Raw genomic sequence first — 20535 nt, 5'->3', positions numbered from 1 at the left:
ATGGAGGACCCTGCTCCGGCGGACGACGGCGCCGTTGATGCCACCGCGGAGGACGACGAGGCCGCCGAGCGTGACAACGGTGCCGGCGGCGAGGACGGCGATGGCGATGCTGCCGGCGAGACGCTCACGACCACCGAAACGGACCTGGGCACCTTCCTGGTGGACGGGGCGGGCATGACGCTGTACCTGTTCACCGCCGACTCGCCCGGCGTGAGCGCCTGTATGGACGAGTGCCTGGAGAACTGGCCGATCCTCGAAGGTGAACCGAGCGCCGGCGACGGCGTCGATGAAGCCCTGCTCGGCAGCATCGAGCGCGATGACGGCACCGTGCAGGCGACCTACGCCGACTGGCCGCTGTACTACTTCGTCCAGGACTCCTCCCCCGGGGATGTGACCGGGCAGGGGGTCCAGGACGTCTGGTACGTGGTGGCCCCGGACGGGCAGATGATCACCGCGGAGGATGAGGACAGCAGACCGGGCTACTGATCCGAGGCAAGCCACCTGAGCCATGCACCACGGCCTGCTGATCCCGGCCGAGCCGCACCCGTGGCACGTCGCGGCGAGCGCTATCGCCGGCGAGTCACCGCTCGAGGGCTGGTCGGGCGCCGCTGGGACTGCAGGTGCGCACCGCAACCGACGTCGTAGGCCTCCCGCAGCCAGGCGATGAATGTGTCATCCAGGTCGGCCGCCTCGCTCAACCGGTACTGATGCACGTTCAGGTTCCGCTGATAGGGCGCAACGCTGCTGATCCTCCGGTCATCGGTGCCCAACGACCGGGTCAGGTCGAAGTAGCCCCGGACACCTGTACTGGTGGGGCGGGCACTGGCGAAGCCCCGGCGGGAACCCTTGAAGGTGACCGTGGTCTTGGACACCGACTGGGTGACGTCACCGAAACCATTGATCACCTCCTGCACCCGCCGGTACAGCGTGACGAATTCCTCGGGTTTGCCGTGCAGGTGGTCTTCTTCGGTCCAGGTGCGCTCGCTCATCACTCGAGCGTACTGACCCGCCCGTGCCGAGGATGTCTACTGTCAACTCGCATCCGGCTTCTCCGGGACGGTCATCGGGCCCCAGGCCTCGGGCGAGGTGCCAGCGCAGGCGCACTGCCGCCTGGTCGTGGCAGGCTGGAGGGGTGAGCACTTACCCCACCCTGGAAGATTTCGACTTTCCCGTCGCTCTGGCGGTCTCCGATTCGCGGGAGGTGCTGGCGTTCACCGGCGCCATCGAGGAGGTCTTCGACTGGAAGTCGGTGACCAAGCCGCTGGCCGCCTGGGCCACGCTGGTGGCGATCGACCAGGGCCACCTGGCACTTGATGACCCGGCCGGCCCCGACGGCTCGACTGTGCGGCACCTGCTCGCCCACGCCTCCGGGCTCCCGTTTGAAGAAGGTCCGACGCAGAGCCCGGAGAGGCGCCGGGTGTACTCCAACATGGGCTTCGACGTCCTCGCCGAGCACGTCGGCTCCGCCGTGGGCAGCAACTTCGATGACTGGATGCGCGCCAGTGTGCTCGAACCGCTGGAGATGGACAGGGTCGAACTCTCCGGTTCAGCGGCATTCGGTGCCTCCGGAACGATCACCGATCTGCTCGCCCTGGCGCTGGAACTGCTGGTGCCCACGCTGGTCACCGCCGAACTGGCCGAGCAGGCCCGCACCGTCCAGTTCCCCGGGTTGGACGGGGTGCTCCCGGGCTTCGGCCGCCAGCAGCACAACGACTGGGGTCTGGGCATGGAGATCCGGGACCACAAGTCCCCGCACTGGACCGCCGAGGACGCCTCCCCCGACACTTTCGGACACTTCGGCCAGTCGGGCAGTTTCGTGTGGGTGGACCCCGGCGCCGACCTGACCGCGGTCTTCCTGGGCGAGCGCTCCTTCCGCCAGGACACCCACGCCAAACTCTGGCCCCGGCTCAACGCCGAGATTCTCGCGTCCCACCGCGGCTGAGGCCGTGCCGGCCGCCTCTCAGGTCGCGGGGGATGGCGTTGTGGCCTTTGATGGAGGCACCTTGAGGAATAGGAGTGCGCCATGGACACGTGGATCTGGATCGTCATCGGAGTCGTTGTACTGGCCATCATCGTGGTCGCGGTGCTGGCAATCACCCGGAAGAAGAGTGCTCGCGACCAAGAGCAGCGAGCGGTACAGGAGCGGGCCAACCGCGAGCAAGCGGCCGCCCTGCGCGCAGACGCCGAACAACGCGACCTCGAAGCGCGCGAACGCGAGGCCCAGGCCACCAAGACCGAGGCGCAGGCCCAGCAGGCCCGTGTGGAGGCCGACCGGCTCGAGCGTGACGCACAAACCCAGGCCCAGGGCGCCGATCGGGTCCGATCCGATGTCGACCGCGAACTGGCCGATGCCGACCACCTCGACCCCGACCGGGACGCTGAGGGCACCCGATCCGGCTCCGAACACCACGCCGGGGCCGGGGAGCCCGACTCCGGCCGGCATGCCGGGCGCACGCGGCCCGACTCGGACCGACCCGACACCGGCGACGACCGGACTGCCCGGGGTCACTGAGACCGAGCACGCCCGGCGGGCGGCCGGGACCGCACGAGACTGGGATCTGCGGCGGACCAGTTAGCGAGCCGGGACCCGGATCCCGCCCGATCGCCGACGCCGATCGGAACTGGTGCCGGCGCGAACCCGGTCGCATGGAGCCCGAGAGCACCTGAGCCACCACGGTCCGACCGGTGCCACCGGGCCGCACTGCCTCCGGGGTAGGCCACACTGGGAGCGATGACCCTCACACCCCCGGCCGATCCGGCCGATCCAGGAACCGTCGACGACGACGCCGTCGTGGAGACGTTCACCGACTGGGCCACCACCCGCGGCCTGAGCCTGTACGACCACCAGGAGGAGGCGCTGCTGGAGCTGGTCACCGGTTCCCACGTCATCCTGTCCACCCCCACCGGCTCGGGGAAGTCACTGGTGGCGGTGGCCGCCCACTTCACCGCACTGGTCCACGGCCAACGCTCCTACTACACCGCCCCGCTGAAGGCCCTGGTCAGCGAGAAGTTCTTCGACCTGATCGAGATCTTCGGGGCCGAGCGGGTCGGGATGATGACCGGGGACTCGGCCATCAATACCGACGCTCCGATCATCTGCTGCACCGCCGAGGTGCTGGCCAACCAGGTGCTGCGCGAGGGTGAACTGCATGACGCCGGTGTGGTGATCATGGACGAGTTCCATTTCTACGCCGACCCCCAGCGCGGCTGGGCCTGGCAGCTCCCGCTGCTGGAACTACCCGAGGCCCAGTTCCTGCTGATGAGCGCCACCCTGGGCGAGGTGTCCTTCTTCGCCGAGGACATGCAGCGCCGCACCGGCAAGCCCACCGCGATCATCGCGAACGCCGAGCGCCCGGTTCCGCTCACCTTCGAGTACTCCCTGGAACCCCTGCATGAGTTGATGCTCAAACTCGTCCAGACCGACCGCGCCCCGGTCTACGTGGTCCACTTCACCCAGGCCGCTGCCCTGGCCCAGGCCCAGGCGCTGACCTCGGTGAACCTGACCGACAAGGCCCGGCAGAACCGGATCGCGGAGGCAACCGGCGACTTCTCCTTCGCCAAGGGCTTCGGTGCCACGCTCTCCCGGCTGCTGCGCAAGGGCATCGGGGTGCACCATGCCGGGATGCTGCCCCGCTACCGCCGGCTCGTGGAGCGGCTCACCCAAGCCGGACTGCTCGCCGTCATCTGCGGCACCGACACCCTGGGGGTCGGCATCAACGTCCCGATCCGCACCGTGGTGCTGACCGGGCTCACCAAGTTCGACGGCGTGCGCTCCCGGCACCTGAGCGCCCGGGAGTTCCACCAGATCTCCGGGCGGGCCGGGCGGGCCGGCTACGACGATGAGGGCCTCGTGATCGTCCAGGCCCCCGAGCACGTGATCGAGAACGCCAAGGCCCTGGCCAAGGCAGGCGACGATGAGAAGAAGCGGCGCAAGATCGTCCGCAAGAAGGCGCCCAGCGGGGTGGTCAACTGGACGGACAAGACCTTCGAACGGTTGCGCGACGCCCAGCCCGAGGCCCTGACGAGCCAGTTCCGGGTCTCCCACGCCACCGTGCTGAGCGTGCTTGCCCGGTACGGGGACCCGGTGGCGGCGATGGCGAAGCTGCTCACCGACAACCACGACGAGCCCGTGGATCGCAATCCTCATCTGCGCCGGGTGGTCCACATCTACCGGTCCCTGCGCGCAGCCGGGATCCTGGAACGCCTGCCGGTACCGGACGCCCAGGGCCGGCGGGTGCGTCTGGTGCGTGAGGTGCCCCTCGATTTCGCGCTCAATGCCCCGCTGTCCCCCTTCGCCCTGGCTGCTCTGGAACTGCTCGACCCCGAAGTCCAGACCTATGCCCTGGATGTGGTCTCGGTGATCGAGGCAACCATGGAAGACCCGCGCCCGGTGGTGCTCGCCCAGCAGCGTGCGGCTCGCGATGAGGCGATCGCGGCGATGAAGGCCGAGGGTTGGGAGTACACCGAGCGGATGGAGGCGATGGAGGAGATCACCCATCCGATGCCGCTGGCCGAGCTGCTCGGTGCCGCGCTGGCCGAGTACCGCACCGCCCACCCGTGGGTGGATGAGTACCCGCTGCGGCCCAAGTCGGTGGTGCGGCACATGGTCGAACACGCCATGACGTTCTCGGAACTGATCTCCCGCTACTCCATCGCCCGCAGTGAGGGGGTGGTGCTGCGGTACCTCACCGACGTCTACCAAGCGCTGCGCCAGGTGGTCCCGGCCGAGCGGCACACGCCCGAACTCACCGAGATCATCGACTGGCTCGGGGCAGCGGTGCGGGGGGTGGACTCCTCCCTGCTGGCCGAGTGGGAGGCGCTGCACGCTGAAAGCGCTGCGATCAGGACCACTTCACTGGCCCGCGCCCGCTCGGACGCGCAGGAGCAGCCGACGACGACGGAGGCCCGGCTCGGCGGTGAGGGCGCCTCGGTCACGGCGAACCGGCACGCTTTCGCCACCAAGGTGCGCACCGCGATGTTCCGTCGGGTGGAGCTGCTGGCACGGGAGGACTACACCGGGCTGGCCGCGCTGAGCGCCCGGGAGGGCCAGAGCGAGTGGGATGAGGACCGCTGGCGCACCGAGATCGCCGGCTACTGGGCCGAGTACCACGATATCGGCATCGGTCCGGACGCCCGGAACGCGGCGATGTGCCGCCTCACCACCGAGGGGCGCACCTGGCAGGTGACCCAGATCCTGGACGATGCCGACGGCGACCGGGACTGGCGGATGTTCGCCGCGGTCGACCTGGACGCCAGCGATGAGCGCGACAGCCCGGTGATCCGCATGCTCGGCGTCGGAACTGCGCATTGGGCGCAATACAGTAGTGCCCATGAGTGAGAAGGAGGCCGGGTGGTACCCGGATCCCTCCGGGGAGAACCAACAGCGGTTCTGGGATGGCGATGGCTGGACGGAGTACTACCAGCCGTTGCTGCCCAAACCGGAGGCCGCTCACGACTCCCGGACCCCGACCGAGGACTACCCCTACCTGGCCCAGGCCGGCGGAACGATGACCACTCCGCACATCCCGCCGCCGCAGGGGTGGGCGACGAGCTCGAACACCTGGTCCGCCCCGCAGCCCACCACCAGTTGGGGTACCCCGGCCGACCCCCAGGACTACGCCGGCGGCGACTACCGTCCCCCGGATCCGGCCTGGGACGCCGGGGCCGGTACCCAGGTCTACCGCTCCGGCACCCAGGGTGGCGGCGGTGGCCGCGGCGGGCTGATCGCCGTGGTGGTGGCCTCTGTGGTGGTGTTGGTGTTGTTGGTGGTCGGTGGTGTCCTGGCCTTCCGTGGCAACGGCGGCGGGGGGGCCGGTGACGACGGCCCGACCGAGGAGGGCGTGGTCGAGGTGGGCGGGACCTCCTCGGGCAGCGTGCCTCGCGATGGCGAGTGGGTCGGTGCGCTGGCGATCGCCGACGCCGGGGCCTACCTGGTGGACGCCCGCAGCACCGGCGGTGACGACCTGCAGATGGCGGTGCGAGACGGCGGCGGCGCCACCCTGGCCTATAACGACGATCGGGGCAACCTGTTCCAGTTGGGCGGTGACCGGCTCGACCCGATCGCGCCGGTGTACCTGGAGCCGGGTGAGTACGAAGTCGTGCTGAGTGAGTACCGGGGCAGGGCCACCGACGTCACCGTGGACCTGGTGGCCATCACCGAGCGGTTCACCGTTGGTGATGTCGTACAGGCCGACATCGAGGCCGATGGTGCCTTCCTGGCCGTGCTCGAACTGGATGAGGAAACCGAACTCACGGTGGACGTGCAGGCCGTGGGTGCGGGCGACCCGACGCTGACCGTGCGCAGCCTGGACCGCGACGCGATGTGGACGGACGACGATCGCGGCAGTAGGGCCGATGACGAGGGTGGCAGCACCTACGATCCGCTCCTCACCGAGGACCTGCAGGCAGGACGGTACGCGGTGATGGTGGCCGAGTACGGCGGCGACCCATTGACCGTGCAGATCGAGCTCTCGTCCTCCTGAGCCGGTGCCGATGTCCTCGAACGAGCCGGCGGCCGGTGCTGTGGAGCGAGAGCCGATCCCGCCGGGGTGGTACCCCGATCCCCTTGATGCGGCCGGGCAGCGGTACTTCGACGGGTCGTCCTGGACGATGCACGTTGCCCCCAGGCCCGCGGTGCAGGTGCCGGTCCAGCGGCGCAGGTACGCCCATTGGGTGCTGACCGGTGGGGCGGTCGTGCTCGCGGTGGTGATCGGTCTGGTGGCGTTGAACCGGGCCATGGATCGGCCCGAGCCGGTGGACTTCCCGACGATCGGCGTCGGCGGCGCCCAGGAGGATGATCCGACCGAGGCCGGCCAACCCGAGGTGGTTCCCGGTGAACAGTTCACGGCCGGGGACGCGGTCGCCGGGTCCATCGCCGAGGGCCAGGAGTGGCACGGCACCCTCACCGTCGCCGAGGAGGCCCTGATCCTGCTCGATGCCCGCCCGGTCGACGACGGCGACCTGACCATGTCCGCTCACACCGCCGACGGCGAACGGGTGGTGGGCAACGACGACCGCGGCGAACTGGCGCGCATCGGCGGATCCGACCTGGACCCGGTACTGGTGCTCAGCGCCGATCCCGGTTCCTACCAGGTGGTGGTGGGATCCTGGCTGGCCGAATCGGCGTCCGACTTCGAGTTGGTCGCCACGATCCCCGAACCGGTCGAGGTGGAGGGTGAGATCGAGGAGTCGTGGGATCTCGGAGCCGGGGCGATGATCATGCGGACGCTGGTGGTGTCCGAGCCGGGACCGTACCTGATCGAGGTGATGGCCGAGGGCGGAGCGCACGGGTTCCTCATCGACACCGTCTCCGGTGAGGTCACCACCTGGCGTTCCGGAGCCGAACACATCCAGGAGGAACGTGACCTGGCCACCGGTCGTCACCTGCTCATCATCTCCCGCGACGGCCTGGACGCCGGAGACCTGGCACTAGCCATCGGTCCCGCCTGAGGCCAGTAGGCCGGCCAGCGGCCCGGAGATTCAGCCGGCGGATGGCGGTGCACCTGGTCCCGCTCATCTCGGGGAGGGCACCCGTGCGGCCCCCACGCCAGTAGGCTGATCTCCATGAGTCATCACGTGCCTGCCGGCTGGTACCCCGACCACCACGACGCCTCGCTGCTGCGCTACTGGGACGGTGCCCAGTGGACCCAGCACACCCATCCGGCCGCCGGGGATGCGCAGCAGGACCAGGCCGGCCAGCAGGCTCAGGACAGTCAGCGCACCGGGCAGGACCAGCAGGCCGGCTATGGCCAGGATGCTGACGGCCAGTCGGCCGTCGGTGGCCTCGCCGGGACCGAGGGCGCCCACGGGTCCGAGAGCGCCGGGGCCACCGAGAGCGGCGAAAGGATCGAGAACGCCGAGAGCACCGAGAGCGGGGAAGGGATCGAGGGTCCCGGTGGGCCTACGAGCGCCGAGGGCACCGACGAGGCTGAGGACGCCGAGGGCACCAAGGTGATCCCGCCTGGAGCGGACGAAGCGCAGACACAGCAGTTCGACTCCCCGACCGAACAGTTCCCAGCGGGCCATGGTCAGGGCTCCGCACCCGACTACGGTCACGCCGCCACCTCCGGTTATGACCAGCCCGACCAGCCGACCCCGCAGCCCTACGACCAGGGCGCAGCCGCCGGATATGGGGCCGCCGGCTACGGCCAGGGCTCCGCCCCCAGTTACAGCCAGCAGCCCACGCCCGGCTACGGGGAGTCGCAAGGCGGCTACGGCCAGGGCTCCGTCCCCAGTTACAGCCAGCAGCCCACGCCCGGCTACGGGGAGTCGCAAGGCGGCTACGGCCAGGGCTCCGTCCCCAGTTACAGCCAGCAGTCCACACCCGGTTACGCCGCCGGCGGCTACGGCGCCGCCGGCTATGGCCACTCGACACCGGGATACGGGCAGCCGGGCGACGGTTCGGCCCCGCCGCCGGGAGGCGGCTCGCCCGGCCCGGGTGACCAGCCGAAGAGCAAGACCGGCATCCTGATCGCCGTCATCGCCGTCGTCGTGGTGCTCCTGGCTGGACTGATCTTCCTCGGTGTTCGGCTATTCGGCAGCGACGGCGCCGATCCCGAACCCACGACTGTCCCCACCGGGGAGCCCACCGACGAACCCACCGAGGAACCCACCGAGGAACCCACCGACGAACCCACCGAGGAACCCACGGACGAACCCACCGAGGAGCCCGACGGCGGTGGCGCCGACGTCGACGGGGGCCAGTTCGAGATCGGCGACGTCGTCGCGGGCTCCATCGAGGTGGGCGAGACCTGGTCCGGGATGATGACGGTCGAGACCGAGGGGGTCTTCGTGATCGACGCGATCCGCGGTGAGCAGGACCCGGACCTGACGTTGCGAGTGCTCGACTCCTCCGGCAACCAGATCGCCTACAACGACGACCGCGGCGGGTCGCTGACCAGCATCATCGGCGGCCACAACTTCGACCCCTACCTAGCCCTGGGCCTGGAAGCAGGTGACTACACCGTCGAGGTGGGCACGTGGAGCGACGCGGACGGCGGTCAGTTCGAGTTGTTCGCCGGCGAGATCGCCCCTCTCGAACCGGGACAGGAGATGACGGCCGATCTCGATGCGCACTCCTACGTCGCACGGGCCCTGGTAGTGGAGGAGGCCGGGGAGTACACGGTCAACGCGACCGCCGAGGAGTGGGAGGCCGCGATCGCCCTCTTCACCGCTGATGGCACCAGTTACACCCTGGAGGACCCGCAGGAGTCCGAGGCATCGCTGACCGCGAACCTGGAACCGGGTAATTATGCCTTCGTCATCGCCGACCCGGGCGGGGAGCCGGACACCTTCACGTTCGAGGTCCAGGGTCCCTGACCTCCGGGGTGCGAGCCGGCGATGGAGGGACACAGCGGCGACTGGTTCAGCGCAGCGGACCTGACGCAGCGCAGGTGGGCGGGGGTGACGCTCGAGGAAGTCACCCTCGAGGAGTGTGACCTGTCCCGGGTCCGGGCCACGGCCGGCACCTGGCGGCACGCCCTGGTCGACGGGGGCACCCTGCGCGGGTCGGACCTGGCCGCCCTGCACACCACCGACTGCTCGCTACTGCGGGTGAGCATGGACGGGGCCAGGCTCACCGGATCGTCGTGGCTACGCGCACGCTGGCGGGACCTGGAGGTCAACGACGTCCAGGCGGACGGGCTCAGCGCGGTGCAGGCATCCTTCGCCGACGTGCGGCTGCGCAATGTGAGTCTGCGGGAGGCCGACTTCACCTCCGCCACCTGGCAGCGGGTGCACCTGATCGACTGCGACCTCACCGCCGCCCGCTTCGCCGGAATGCGAGCCGCTCACGTCAGTTTCAGCGGCTGTACCCTGACCGGTATCAGTGGTATCGAGGCCCTCCGCGGCACCACCCTCGCCAGCACCGACGCCGTCAGTGCCCTGGGGGCCATGGCCGCCCATCTGGGGATCCGGATCACGGAAGGAGAACAGTGACACTGCAGGACAACCTCTCGGCCATCCGAACCCGGGTCGACCGGGCCGCCCGGGACGCCGGCCGCAACCCTGCCGAGGTGCAGATCCTGCTCGCCGTCAAGACCCAACCGGCCGAGTCGATCCGAGCGGCCATCGCCGCTGGTTACACCCTGCTCGGGCACAACCGGGTCCAGGAGATCCGGGCGACCGCGGAGGAACTGGGCGACCTTGATCACCAGATGCACATGATCGGCCACCTGCAGTCCAACAAGGTCTCCCAGGCGCTGCGGCACGTCACGTGCGTCCAGTCCGTGGCCAGCACGCGCCTGGCCGACCGTCTGGACCGCGCCGCGCAGGCTCGCGGGCAGGCCCTGGAGGTGTTCGTGCAGGTGAACACCTCCGGTGAGGACTCCAAGGGCGGAGTCGGCCCGCAGGAGGCCCCCGCGTTGTGCACCCACGTGGGAGCCCTGGAGCACCTGCGTCTGCGCGGGCTGATGACCATCGGGGCGAACTCCCCCGACCCCGAGGTAGTCCGCGCCTCCTACACCGACCTCGCGAAGGTGCGGGACGCCGTCGTCGGCTCCGGTGCCCCCGGCACCGACCGGGCAACCGAACTGTCCATGGGTATGAGCAGCGACCTCGAGATCGCGATTGCCGCAGGAGCCACCATGGTGCGCATCGGCACCGGCGCGTTCGGAGAGCGACCCGCTTGACCCGCGTCTGCGCCCTCAGGACCGCCGCGACATCAGTCCCAGCGTCAGCGCCGTGGCTCCCACACCCCAGGCCGCCACCAGCAGTACCTGCGCGGGCTCGACCGTGAAGACGTGCGGCGCCAGGTTCGCACGGATCAGATCGGCCATCGACTCCATCGGTAGGACCCGGTGGACGGCGGCGATCCACCCGGGCAACACCTCAGAGGAGAAGGTGAGCGGGCTGAACAGCAGGATCACGAACACGAGCACCTGGGTGAGCAACTGGGCGATTCGTGCCGGTAGCGCGGTGGCGATCGCGTACCCGATCATCGCCGCGATAGCGGCCACCACCACCGCCACCAGCGGAGACCAGAGCGTCGGAGCCAGATCCAGGTCGTACCGCAGGGCCGCGACGAACACGGCCAGGGCGATTCCGGGCAGGGCCACCACGGTCCAGACGGCGATGTCGGCGAACAGGAACGCCGAGCGCGGGGCCGGCAGGGAGCGGAACCAGTCGTAGGAGCCCTCCAGTTTCATCGACCCCACCACCTGGGGCACGAGCACCAGGCCGGTGACCAGCAGCAGGATCGTCGGGGCGCCGGTGGACAGCATCATCGCCACCTGGGGGTCCTGCACCGGGGCTAGGAAGCCGAACCCGATCACGATGCCGGTGGCCATCATCACCTGCACCACCACGTTCAGCGGTAGCAGCACCTTCGAGGCCGCGGCGTTCCAGCGCACCAGCATCGACCACGACCGGATCCACTCGGTCACCACGTTGGTCCCGGTGTCCTGACCGGCCCCCGGGATCAGGTCCATGGCCGGGACGCCGCTCTCGGTCGGAGTCGTCGCGCTCATGCTGCCTCCTGCGGCTCAGTGGTTGCGGGGGTCCTCCGGGTCAGTTGCACGTAGGCGTCCTCCAGCGTCGCCGGCTGCATCGCGAAGGTCTCGATGCGCCCGTCCACCTGGGCCGCGCGGGCCCACCCGATCGCGGCCTCGGCAGCGGCGGCGTCGATGGTGGCGCTCAGCCGGCCGTCGCGGGTTTCGGTGACCTCGGCCTGCGTCGGGGCCGGCGGGGTGGTGCCCGGGGCACTGCGCAGTTCCAGTCGCAGCCGGCCGCGCAGGTCCGCGGTGAGCTGCGTTGGTGTTCCGCCTGCCACGACCGTGCCCTGGTCCATGATCACCAGGTGGTCCACGGCCCGTTCGGCCTCGTTCACGTTGTGCGTCACCAGCAGTACCGCCGCGCCGGCATCGGCCTCCCGGCGGATCTCGGTCCACAGCAGGCGGCGGCGCACCGGGTCGACGTCATTGGTCGGCTCATCGAGGACCACCAGGCCGGTCGGCACCGCGGTCGCGATGCAGAATGCCACCAGCCGCTTGGCGCCGCCGGAGAGCTTGTCCGTGGGGCGGTCCATCCACTCGGTCAGGTCGAGTCGCTCGAACCGTTCCCTCGCCCGGGCACGGACCAGGTCACGGTTCGCACCACGGATGCGCCCGACCAGTTCCACCGCGAGCGCCGGGGTCAGGCCACTGATCGGCACGTTCGCCTGTGCCTGGATGGCGCACCTCCGCCGGGCCTGCCGCGGATTGGCCACCGCGTCGATGTCACCGATGTGGACGGTGCCGGCATCGGGCTTGGTGATCCCCACCACCTGGTTCACCAGGGTGGTCTTGCCCGCGCCGTTGTGTCCGAGCAGACCCACGACCTGCCCTGCGGCCACATCGAGGTCCACCTGGTTGTTGGCGACAACCTTCCGGAAGCGTTTGGACACTCCCCGCACAGCCAGCATCGCGCCACCCATTCCACATACTCATCAGTACTCACATACCTCTCGGTATCTCGATGAGACTAGTCAGATACCAAGAGGTATGTCAACGCGATATCATCGGTCCATGACGAGTTCCCGGGTCGACCGCGCCATCCCGTCCGATGGCATCGAGCCAGGGACCGCCGATCGCGCGGAGCCCGGGTCCGGGCCGCCGGCTCCGAAATCCCGCGCACAGCGCCGGGCCGAAACGCGCGAGCAACTACTCGACGCCGCCCTGGTGGTCTTCACCGAGCGCGGGTTCCACGGCGCCACCCTCGATGAGATCGCCCGGCACGCCGGCTACACCAAGGGGGCGGTGTATGCGAACTTCGCCGATAAGGAGGACCTGTTCCTCGCCGTCGTCGACCGCCGCATCGACCACGGCGTACAGAGCCTGAGCGAGGTGGAGGCACTGACGCACGCCGGTGAGATCACCGTCGACGAGGTTCCGGAGGTCATCGAGCAGCAGTTCCAGATCCGCTGGGCCCTACTGGCTCTCGAAGCGGTCATGTACGCGGTGCGGGAGCGGCCCGAATTGCTGGCCGAGTTCGCCAAGCGGTACCGACACATCGACGCCCACACCACCCGCTTCCTACGGATGAAGGCGGCCGATCCGCCCGAGGCGATCGAGGCACTGGCGATCGGACAGAACGCCCTGGGTGAGGGGCTCATGATCCGCCACATGATCGAACCCGAGCGGATCACGCACGAGGTGATCGATCGGGTCTACACCGCCGTGTTCGACCCGGCGCACCGCCAGGCGTGGCGGGAGGACCCAGCCGCGCCGGATCCGGAGCGTGCCCACCGGGGAGAAGCCGACGACGACGCACCGCGGTAGGCGCGTCGGCACACCCTGGGTACGGGTGCGGCCGGGATGCCCGCGACCTCGTTCCGGCGCACCGGGCCGGTCCGCGTTCACGGGACCCGGTGCAGCCACTCCTCGGTGGCGAACTTGGCCTTGACGAGTTCCTCCACCCGCGCGAACTCGGCCGGCCGGACCTCACTCTCGCTGGTGGTGTACCGGGAGCGGAAGTAGTCCAGCAGCGACGTCACCACGTCCTCGCGCGCCATCTGACTCTGCGAGCGCAACGGATCCACCCGCTTGTTCGCGCTGGTGGTGCCCTTGTCGGAGAGTTTCTCCCGGCCGATCCGCAGCACGTCGGTCATCGCGTCTGCGTCCATGTCGTAGGACATCATCACGTGGTGCAGGACCGCTCCCCCGGCCAGCCGCTTCTGGGCCGCCCCGCCGATCTTTCCGGCCGGTGAGGTGATGTCGTTCAACGGTACGTACGTGGCACTCACCCCGATGCTCTCCAGCGCACCGAGCACCCAGTCGTCCAGGAATGCGTAGGACTGCTCGAAACTCATTCCGTCCACCAGCGTGGCAGGCACGTACAGGGAGTAGGTGATGGAGGTGCCGGGTTCGACGAACATCGCTCCGCCTCCGGAGATCCGCCGCACCGGCTTCACCCCGCGGCGCTCGGCGGCAGCGAGGTCCACCTCATTGCGGACCGACTGGAACGACCCCAGGACCACGGCCGATTCGGCCCACTCCCACAGCCGTAGCATCGGCCCACGCCGTCCGGCGCCGAGTTCCTCCACGAGCACCTGGTCCAGCGCCAGGTTCTGGTACGCTGGCAACGGGCCGGCCTGGATGAGTTCGAAGGAGTGGTCCGACCAGGTGGTGGAGGCCCCCAGCGCGCGACGCACCGCGATGCCCACCGAGCGCGCGTCGAATCCGATCAGTGCCGCGTCGGTGGTGGCGGCCTCGATGCGCTCGGCGAGTTCCCGGCCGCTGGTCTCGGCCGGGAGGCCGCGCAGCGCCTCATCGATCCGGTCCAGGGCGTCATCGGGCTCGAGGAAGAAGTCCCCGCTGATGTTCACCCGGGCCAGCACCCCGTCCTCGACCTCGACCTCGGCGACCACCAGTTTGCCACCGGGAACCTTGTACTCGCCTCGTCTCACGCCACCACCCTAGCCAGTCACGAGCATCGCCGAGGGCGCGCTCAGCGCGGCGTCACCTCATGCTTGACCAGACCGAAGACGAAGCCGTCCACCAGCGCCTCCCAGGAGGCCTCCAGGATGTTCGGGCCGACGCCCACGGTGGACCAGGACCGCTGCCCGTCGGTCATCTCGATCAGCACGCGGGTGATCGCGTCGGTGCCGTGGGAGGAGTCCAGCAACCGCACCTTGTAGTCGATCAACTCGAAGCCCTCGATGACCGGGTACACCCCGGACAGCGCCAAGCGGAGGGCGTGGTCCAGTGCGTTGACCGGGCCGTTGCCCTCCCCGGTGGACACCCGGCGCTGGTCACCGGCGTGCAACTTCACCGTGGCCTCGGAGTTGATCTCCCCGGCGTGCGAGGTGTGCTCCACGATCGCCCGCCAGGACTCCACCCGGAAGAACGAACGACGACGGCCCTCCAGTTCTTCCAGCAGCAGCAGTTCGAAGGAGGCGTCCGCGGCGTCATAGGTGTACCCGTTGGCCTCGGCGTCCTTGACCCGCGTGGTGACCCGCCCGAGCAACTCCGACTTCCCGGCCAGGTCGAACCCCAGCTCCCGGCCTTTGAGCTCGATGCTGGCCCGCCCGGCCATATCCGAGACCAGCATGCGCATGTCGTTGCCCACCTCGCGTGGGTCGATGTGCTGGTACAGGTCCGGGTCCACCCGGATCGCCGAGGCGTGCAGGCCCGCCTTGTGCGCGAACGCGCTGGCACCGATGTAGGGCTGGCGGGCGAACGGGGCGATGTTGGTGATCTCGCTGATCTGGTGTGCCACCGAGGTCAGTTCGGCCAATCCGGCGTCCGGGAGCAGTTCCTGCCCACGCTTGAGTTGCAGGTTCGCCACCACGGTGAGCAGGTCGGCGTTACCGGTGCGTTCCCCGTATCCGTTCACGGTGCCCTGAACGTGCCGGGCACCGGCCTCGATGGCCGCCAGGGAGTTCGCCACCGCACACCCGGAGTCGTTGTGGGCGTGGATACCCAGTTTGCCGTTCGACCGGGCTCGCACGGCCGAGACGATCTCGAATACGTCATCGGGCAGCATCCCGCCGTTGGTGTCGCACAACGCCACCACGTCCGCACCGGCCTCCTGCGCCGCCGTCACCACGGCCAGGGCGTAGCCGGAGTCGAACCGGTAGCCGTCGAAGAAGTGCTCGGCGTCCACGATCACCCGCCGCCCGGCGTCGATCAGGTAGCGCACGGTGTCGGCGATCATGTTGAGGTTCTCCTGCCCGTCGGTGCGCAGGGCCCGCTCGACGTGGCGGATGTCGCTCTTGGCCACCAGGGTGATGACCGGCGCCTCGGAGTCCACCAGGGCGCGCACCTGGGGGTCGAGATGCGCACTGCCCAGGGGTTTGCGAGTGGAGCCGAACGCGGCGAGTTCGGCGTGGGTGAACTCCATCTCCTTGTGGGCCCGGGCGAAGAACTCGGTGTCCTTGGGGATGGCGCCGGGCCAGCCGCCCTCGATGTAGGTCACGCCCAATCCGTCCAGCAGCGGGGCGATGGCGATCTTGTCCGCCACCGACAGGTTCATCCCCTCCTGCTGGGCACCATCGCGCAGTGTGGTGTCGTAGACGTCGACCTGGTCGGCCTCCTTCGCCCCGCTGGCGGCGCCCGCCGTCTCGGTGTTGAGGCTGGTGCTCATATTCCTGACTCTCTCCTGGGTGCCACCGCTCGGCGGCCGAATCTTCCTTCGGGCCGGTGCGGGATGAGTGATCCCGATGGTGCTGCCCGGAGTGTGCGACTTCGCTGCCGGCGGGAAGGGGTGGTCCCGCCAACAAAAAAACCTCCCGTGGTGCGGGAGGTTAGCGCGTGTGCCTGCAGGCACACGCGCTAGTCAATAATGAGCGCGACGGGGGTGGTGTAACGCATGGTGTCCATCATGCCACATCAGGGCCGGGACGCGGGTACCTCGCGCTCGTAGACCACATCCAGGCGCCGGCCCAGCACCGTGCCCACCCCGAAGTGGGTGGCCACGTGCTGGACCCGCTGCCAGGCCTCGGCGACCATCTGCTCCGCCAATTCCGGCTCGTCGGCGTCGAACCAGCCACCGGCCCTCAGGCTGGAGCGGATCGCCTCGCGCACCTCCGCCTCGCTCAGCGGCACCTCGGCCACGATCGCCGTCGTCGTCATCCGGTGGGAGTTCAGGCCGCTGAACGCGATCCCGCACCCGCACGAGCCGGGGTCGATCCGGCAGCAGTCGCAGTACTCTCCGATCATCAGCAGTTCTCCGGCCACGCAGTAGTCCACGTCGGTGGCAACGTCCCCGTTCGTGCGACGGGTGGCAATCAGTACTCGCATCATTCTCGCCTCCTGCCCGCACGGTAGGGGCAGGCACTGACATCGCGGCCCGGGAGGGCGTGCCCAGGCACCCGTCCCGTCGCGGCCGGCTGCCCACGGACCGGCGGCTACGCACCGGCGAGGGTGAGTGCCATCCGCGTCCGCTTCACGCGCTTCCAGGACGTCCAGGACGTCCCGGACGACCTCGCGCACCGCCGAGGCGGTCCAGTCCCCCGCACCGGTCCACTCATCGGGCTCGAGGGCGAATGGGCCCGGGCCGGGGCGGCCGGCCCAGGTGCGGTAACGACGGGGCACCCGCCGCGCCGGGCTCGGCCGGAGCTGACTCGACCGGGGCTGACTCGACCGGGGCTGACTCGACTGGGGCTGACTCGACTGGGCCGGCCCCACGGCCGGAGTGCTCGAAGGAGCCACGGGGATCTGGTACCCCAACCGGGACAGGTCGCTCACCGCGTCGTGCAGCACCAGGAAGGTGGGCGGGCGAAACCCACGCGAGCGCCGGGCCAGCACCGCTTCTTCCCAGTGCGGGTGCATGGTCAGGGTCACCGCCCAGCGCGCGTTGCTGCATGGCGCCCAGCGCGAACGTGGCCATGTGTCGTCCGGGCTGGTCGGGTGGGCGGTGCGACAACAGGGCGAGTTTCCACTGCAGCCGCTCGCGGTCGGAGAGATTGGTCAGTAAGGAGATGGCTCGTCGCCACCTTTCGCATCGCCGGCACAAACCCACCGGCTCCGACTTGCCGCCACCGATTGGCAGCGGCCGGTTCTTACCCCGGAGCACCCCGCTCAGGAGAGGGGGTTGCTGTTCGGCCAGCCGGGTACTTCACGCCGCAACTCGGGAACCTGGTACGGACGGTAGCAACCCCGGCAGACATCCGGCCTCGCACAGATGCCCCGACCGGCCTGCCGTGGTGGACTGGCACCATGTCCGTCACGATCGATCGGCACACCCGGCTCACGCCCGAGGAGGCATGGGCCGCGCTGACCGACTTCGCAGGCCACGGCGCCGTCATGCCCTTCACCTACGTGTTGTGCGAGCCGGGTGCGCCGAACTCCCCCCGTGCGGGTTGGCGTTTCATCGCCCGCACCCGCTTGGGGCCGTACCTGCTGGAGGACCCGATGCGGATCACCCACTGGGAGCCTCCGAGGGCCGGCCGCGGCGGCGAGTTCCACGTGCGCAAGGTGGGTCGCGTCCTCGCCGGCTACTCGGTGGTGCAGGTGCGCCCCACCGCCACCGGCGCCGCAACCGCCACCACCACCGCAACCGCCACTGGCACCACCACCGGCACCGGCACCGGCACCGGCACCGGCACCACGATCACCTGGCGACAGCACCTTCGGCTCCGTGTACCCCTGCCACCACCGGGCCCCAGGATCTCCGATGCGATCACCCGGTGGTTGTACGGGCGCGCGATCGACACCCTGCTCGCCGCCCATCAAGGACGCTGAGCCGGCACCATCGCCACGACTGCTCTCTCGGGTCAGACCACGGTATGACCTCGCGCTGCACCGCCCGGCTGACGTTGCTCCAGGATGAGGGGTCTGCCGGCTGATGTGCCGCCGCTCCGTTCCCGGGCACGCTGGCACCATGACCTTCGCACGCACCCTCAGCGCCCACGCCCTGACCAAGACCTACGGCACCGCGCCGCACACCACCACCGCCCTGCGCGGGGTGGACCTGAGCATCGCTCCCGGGGAGTCGGTGGCGATCATGGGACCCTCCGGATCCGGCAAGACCACCCTGTTGCACTGCCTGGCCGGCGTGCTGGTGGCCTCGGCCGGCCAGGTGCAGTGGGCAGGGACGGATCTGGGCGCGATGTCCGACGCCGAGCGCACCGTGCTGCGACGACGCGACTTCGGGTTCGTGTTCCAGTCCGGGCAACTGCTGCCGGAATTGCCCGCGGAGGAGAACGTCGCACTGCCGCTGTTACTGGCCGGTCACCCCCGGGCTGTCTCGGTCGGGCGCGCCCGGCAGTGGCTGGCCTATCTCGGCCTGGCCGGGATGGAACACCGCAGGCCCGGGGAACTCTCCGGCGGTCAGGCCCAGCGGGTGGCGATCGCTCGTGCGCTCATCGCCGCCCCGGGTGTCATCTTCGCCGATGAACCCACCGGGGCCCTGGACCAGGAGACCGGGCATGAGGTGTTGTCGGTGCTGACCAACGCCACCCGGGAGACCGGCTCGGCGCTGGTGGTGGTCACGCACGACACGGGGGTGGCCGCGTGGTGCTCACGCACCGTGCACATGCGCGATGGGTCGATCGTGCCCGGGCCGGGCGAGCCGCAGCCTGGTCATCCCCCGCCCGGCGCGCCCCCCGGTACCACGGCCACGCCACCCTGGCCGCCGGCAGCGCAGGCGGGCCCGTCCCGGCACCATCCCGCTGCGAGCGGCCCGTGGAGCGGTCCAGGGGTGCGCTCGTGACCGCTCCGGGCAACCAGGCCGTCACCATGAACTCGCAGGGCACGGCCATGTCCGCTGGGCCGCAGCCGGCCGCATCCGCCGGCTCGTTGCGCTCGGCCCTACGGCTGTGGCGCCTGCTGCGCGTCCGCGACGCCGGCCGATCGGATCCACAGCGTCTCACCGGGGTGCTCGCGGTGGTGGCCTTCGCGGTGACCACCGCCGTGCTGCTCCTGGTGCTGGGTGGCTTCGGCGCGTTCCAACAGCGGGCCGAGGCCGGCGGTCCCTACTCCGATGAGGGCTTCTACGTGGTCCTGGCCGGGACCGCCTCGGTACTGCTGCTGGTCCCGCTGATCACCCTCGGCGGGGCCGCGGCCCGGCTCTCCATGGCCCGCCGCGACGAACGCCTCGCGGCCCTGCGCCTGGCCGGTGCGACCACATCCCAGGTCTCGGTCATGACCGTCCTGGATGCCACCGTGCAGGCTTTGGCCGGAGCGTTCATCGGAACGGCCGGGGTGTTCGCACTGATCCCCCTGGTCCTGCCGGTGACCTTCCAGAACCGACCCTTCACCTACGCCGAACTGGTCCCGGAGTGGTGGGTGTTCGCGCTGACCGTCACCGGTGTAGCGCTGGTGTCCATGCTCTCGGCCGGTGCGAGCCTGAGGAAGGTCGCGATCACCCCGCTGGGTGTGGCCGCACGGCACACACCGAATCCGCTGCACTGGTCCCGCGTGGTGCCGCTCGTGCTGTTCGCCGCCTGCTTCGCCGTTCTGGTGCACTACGGGTTGGCCGGGATCGTGGTGCTCGTGGCGGTCCTGGCCGGTGGGTTCGCCCTGCTCAACCTGCTCGGACCGTGGGTGATGAGCCTGGTCGGTCGTCTCAGTGCCCGCCGGGCCCGGTCGGTAAGTACGTTGATCGCCGCCCGCCGGATCATCGATGACCCCAAGGGGGGCCTGGCGCAGTGTCGGCGGGGTGGCACTGTGCACCTTCATCGCCGGGCTGACCGCAGCGGCCGCGATGTTCGACTCCGTCGGCTCGGATGACCCGATCGTGGCGGACCTGTCCACCGGCGGTCTGCTCACCCTGACGATCGCCGGTCTGCTCGCGGCGGTGTCCACCGGGGTGATGCAGGCCGGAGGGATCATCGACCAGCGCACCCAGTACCGTGCGCTGCACCTGGCCGGCACCGATCTGACGGTGATGCATGCGGCCCGGCTCCGCCAGACGGCCATCCCGCTGCTGGCGGCCGTGCTCATCGCCACCGCGGCAGCACTGGTGTTCATGCTGCCGGCCCTGGGGTTCGGCCTGCTCAGTTCGGTGCCCCTGCTGATCCAGTTCCTGCTCAGTGTGGTGGCCGTCTGCCTCCTGGTGCTGGCGGGCAACCTGGCCAGCGCCCGGGTGGTGCGCACCGTGCTGGCCTGAACTCCGGCC

Annotated in this window: 20 protein-coding genes and 1 riboswitch; of the genes, 14 read left to right on the top strand and 6 right to left on the bottom strand. The window is 69.8% G+C overall.

Going from position 1 to position 20535, the window contains the following annotated elements; all coding sequences use genetic code 11:
- A complete protein-coding gene (locus tag ACPL7H_RS10325) occupies positions 1–486 on the top strand; it encodes a hypothetical protein (protein WP_424796843.1) in 486 nt (161 codons plus the stop codon).
- 80 nt (positions 487–566) lie between these two features.
- Here the strand turns inward: ACPL7H_RS10325 and ACPL7H_RS10320 are convergent, their stop codons facing one another.
- A complete protein-coding gene (locus ACPL7H_RS10320; RefSeq protein WP_424796842.1) occupies positions 567–989 on the bottom strand; it encodes a DUF5655 domain-containing protein in 423 nt (140 codons plus the stop codon).
- A 143-nt stretch (positions 990–1132) separates the two neighbouring features.
- On the opposite strand from ACPL7H_RS10320, the gene ACPL7H_RS10315 reads away from it, so the two are divergent.
- From ACPL7H_RS10315 to ACPL7H_RS10280, 8 genes are all read left to right on the top strand, one after another.
- The gene (locus ACPL7H_RS10315) at positions 1133–1942 is read left to right on the top strand and encodes a serine hydrolase domain-containing protein (protein ID WP_424787640.1); all 810 of its coding nucleotides are present in this window, start codon (positions 1133–1135) and stop codon (positions 1940–1942) included.
- A gap of 81 nt (positions 1943–2023) precedes the next feature.
- A complete protein-coding gene (locus ACPL7H_RS10310; RefSeq protein ID WP_424787639.1) occupies positions 2024–2512 on the top strand; it encodes a hypothetical protein in 489 nt (162 codons plus the stop codon).
- A gap of 219 nt (positions 2513–2731) precedes the next feature.
- Positions 2732–5338: a DEAD/DEAH box helicase gene (locus ACPL7H_RS10305; protein WP_424796841.1), complete on the top strand. Its 2607-nt coding sequence runs from the start codon at positions 2732–2734 to the stop codon at positions 5336–5338.
- A complete protein-coding gene (locus ACPL7H_RS10300) occupies positions 5331–6482 on the top strand; it encodes a DUF2510 domain-containing protein (protein ID WP_424796840.1) in 1152 nt (383 codons plus the stop codon). Before ACPL7H_RS10305 ends, ACPL7H_RS10300 begins: the two co-directional genes overlap by 8 nt.
- A 10-nt stretch (positions 6483–6492) precedes the next feature.
- Positions 6493–7449: a DUF2510 domain-containing protein gene (locus ACPL7H_RS10295; RefSeq protein WP_424796839.1), complete on the top strand. Its 957-nt coding sequence runs from the start codon at positions 6493–6495 to the stop codon at positions 7447–7449.
- Positions 7450–7563: 114 nt separating this feature from the next.
- Entirely contained in the window at positions 7564–9318 is a 1755-nt protein-coding gene (locus ACPL7H_RS10290) for a DUF2510 domain-containing protein (RefSeq protein ID WP_424796838.1), read from the top strand.
- A gap of 21 nt (positions 9319–9339) precedes the next feature.
- Complete coding sequence (locus tag ACPL7H_RS10285; RefSeq protein WP_424796837.1) at positions 9340–9936, top strand: pentapeptide repeat-containing protein; 597 nt, start codon at positions 9340–9342, stop codon at positions 9934–9936.
- On the top strand, positions 9933–10628 hold the full coding sequence (locus ACPL7H_RS10280; RefSeq protein ID WP_424796836.1) for a YggS family pyridoxal phosphate-dependent enzyme: 696 nt from the start codon (positions 9933–9935) through the stop codon (positions 10626–10628). The genes ACPL7H_RS10285 and ACPL7H_RS10280 overlap by 4 nt, the downstream gene beginning before the upstream one ends.
- A gap of 15 nt (positions 10629–10643) precedes the next feature.
- Here the strand turns inward: ACPL7H_RS10280 and ACPL7H_RS10275 are convergent, their stop codons facing one another.
- On the bottom strand, positions 10644–11465 hold the full coding sequence (locus tag ACPL7H_RS10275; protein ID WP_424796835.1) for an ABC transporter permease: 822 nt from the start codon (positions 11463–11465) through the stop codon (positions 10644–10646).
- A complete protein-coding gene (locus tag ACPL7H_RS10270; RefSeq protein WP_424796834.1) occupies positions 11462–12397 on the bottom strand; it encodes an ABC transporter ATP-binding protein in 936 nt (311 codons plus the stop codon). Before ACPL7H_RS10270 ends, ACPL7H_RS10275 begins: the two co-directional genes overlap by 4 nt.
- Before the next feature lie 103 nt (positions 12398–12500).
- Between ACPL7H_RS10270 and ACPL7H_RS10265 the strand changes: the two genes are divergently transcribed.
- Positions 12501–13253, top strand: coding sequence for a TetR/AcrR family transcriptional regulator (locus ACPL7H_RS10265; protein WP_424796833.1), 753 nt, complete (start codon positions 12501–12503; stop codon positions 13251–13253).
- Between the two features lie 77 nt (positions 13254–13330).
- Here the strand turns inward: ACPL7H_RS10265 and ACPL7H_RS10260 are convergent, their stop codons facing one another.
- The 3 genes from ACPL7H_RS10260 to ACPL7H_RS10250 form a co-directional block, all read right to left on the bottom strand.
- Positions 13331–14380 (bottom strand): lipoyl protein ligase domain-containing protein, encoded by a 1050-nt coding sequence (locus ACPL7H_RS10260; RefSeq protein WP_424796832.1) that lies wholly within the window; start codon positions 14378–14380, stop codon positions 13331–13333.
- A 41-nt stretch (positions 14381–14421) separates the two neighbouring features.
- A complete protein-coding gene (gene cimA / locus ACPL7H_RS10255) occupies positions 14422–16059 on the bottom strand; it encodes a citramalate synthase (protein ID WP_424796831.1) in 1638 nt (545 codons plus the stop codon).
- 245 nt (positions 16060–16304) lie between these two features.
- On the bottom strand, positions 16305–16718 hold the full coding sequence (locus tag ACPL7H_RS10250; protein ID WP_424796830.1) for a DUF7715 family protein: 414 nt from the start codon (positions 16716–16718) through the stop codon (positions 16305–16307).
- Between the two features lie 719 nt (positions 16719–17437).
- Positions 17438–17552, bottom strand: a riboswitch (SAM riboswitch).
- A gap of 81 nt (positions 17553–17633) precedes the next feature.
- Here ACPL7H_RS10250 and ACPL7H_RS10245 point away from each other — a divergent pair.
- The 4 genes from ACPL7H_RS10245 to ACPL7H_RS10230 all read left to right on the top strand — a co-directional run bounded on the left by ACPL7H_RS10245 (position 17634) and on the right by ACPL7H_RS10230 (position 20526).
- Complete coding sequence (locus ACPL7H_RS10245; RefSeq protein WP_424796829.1) at positions 17634–18158, top strand: hypothetical protein; 525 nt, start codon at positions 17634–17636, stop codon at positions 18156–18158.
- 139 nt (positions 18159–18297) lie between these two features.
- Positions 18298–19128 (top strand): ABC transporter ATP-binding protein, encoded by an 831-nt coding sequence (locus ACPL7H_RS10240; protein WP_424796828.1) that lies wholly within the window; start codon positions 18298–18300, stop codon positions 19126–19128.
- Complete coding sequence (locus tag ACPL7H_RS10235) at positions 19125–20147, top strand: FtsX-like permease family protein (protein ID WP_424796827.1); 1023 nt, start codon at positions 19125–19127, stop codon at positions 20145–20147. The genes ACPL7H_RS10240 and ACPL7H_RS10235 overlap by 4 nt, the downstream gene beginning before the upstream one ends.
- On the top strand, positions 20077–20526 hold the full coding sequence (locus tag ACPL7H_RS10230) for a hypothetical protein (RefSeq protein ID WP_424796826.1): 450 nt from the start codon (positions 20077–20079) through the stop codon (positions 20524–20526). The genes ACPL7H_RS10235 and ACPL7H_RS10230 overlap by 71 nt, the downstream gene beginning before the upstream one ends.
- The last annotated feature ends 9 nt before the right edge of the window (positions 20527–20535 follow it).

This window comes from Pseudactinotalea sp. Z1732, assembly GCF_049724975.1.
Taxonomy (GTDB): domain Bacteria; phylum Actinomycetota; class Actinomycetes; order Actinomycetales; family Beutenbergiaceae; genus CALKWS01.
The sequence above is the reverse complement of the archived record's forward strand: the minus strand, read 5'-3'. Positions and strand labels throughout refer to the sequence as shown.